Consider the following 991-nt stretch of genomic DNA (forward strand, 5'->3'; position numbering starts at 1 on the left):
GTCATTCAATCACGTGGGTCAAAATTCGATGAAAATTTACAGCTCTAGTGGGTCAGTTCTGTACGGACATCAACAGACGTCCCACGCCAAGTTGCGCGTAAAGCTCGAGCCCGGATCGTCCAGGTAACTCGATATCGAGCACGAGACAGGCAGCACCGGCTGCGCCGTTCGCAGCCTCCAGCGCTTCCGCACTATCAAATGCAGATGTTCGATAGCGCGAGATCCGAAGCAGACGCTCGAGCGCACGCCGCATGCCGTCGTCATCTTCGACAATTACGATCAGGTGTTCTGTCCCGTCCATGAATCCGCCACGACGCGTTGCTGCAAGTGTTGTGCAAGGAGAGGCGATGCACTATCGGGGTGAAGGGAAATGCGATTACCCTTGAAGGCAATAGAGAAATCAATAATCGAAACAGCTCAATCACTGCAGCGCAATATTTTTATAAACCCCTAGACCCCATTTATCTCCCCTGCAGCGAACATCCCCGATCACCGCCGAACCAGCCGCGCTCCGCCTAGACGATCCACGGAAATAATGCAGGAGCATCGAACCAGGCATCTGTTGCAAACGATGCGCAAGGCATCGCGGCGCGTCACTATTTAGGGTCGGCGACGAAGCGTGTTGATGTCCGTACAGAACTGACCCACTGGGGGTGCGGCTAAAATCTTGGACTGGGTTATGCCGCAATTGGGCTTCTGCTGAGACAGTAAGCTCTTCTGGCCTACGATTCGACTTCGTCCGTGACACGTCGCGCCTCGGACTCGCTCACACACCGATGATCCTCAGCGGCCTTGCCGATCGCCGCCAGCAAATTGGAGACGACGTCGGCCAGCTGGTCATCGTTCTGATAGGGAATGGCCAGCTCGTATTCTTCGTCCGACAGCCGGGTCACCGCGTATCCATCGAAACACCAGTGCTCAACAAATTCGATAGCGTGCTGACGCCCACGTGAGCGGCCCACTGGCCTGATCCGCACCCTGAACCGCACCC

At 56.0% G+C, this 991-nt stretch carries 1 protein-coding gene and 1 pseudogene; both read right to left on the reverse strand.

Features of this window, described 5'->3' with window-relative positions:
* Positions 1–52 precede the first annotated feature (52 nt).
* Entirely contained in the window at positions 53–301 is a 249-nt protein-coding gene (locus RZR99_RS32890) for a response regulator (RefSeq protein ID WP_323123837.1), read from the reverse strand.
* Between the two features lie 421 nt (positions 302–722).
* Positions 723–991: pseudogene (locus RZR99_RS32895) on the reverse strand (hypothetical protein); the annotation flags it as partial.

The organism is Burkholderia alba (assembly GCF_034721475.1).
GTDB lineage: Bacteria > Pseudomonadota > Gammaproteobacteria > Burkholderiales > Burkholderiaceae > Burkholderia > Burkholderia alba.

Bases quoted from the DNA above. Each gene is read 5' to 3' on its own strand.
- RZR99_RS32890 (WP_323123837.1), bottom strand. From the start codon at position 301: ATGGACGGGACAGAACACCTGATCGTAATTGTCGAAGATGACGACGGC.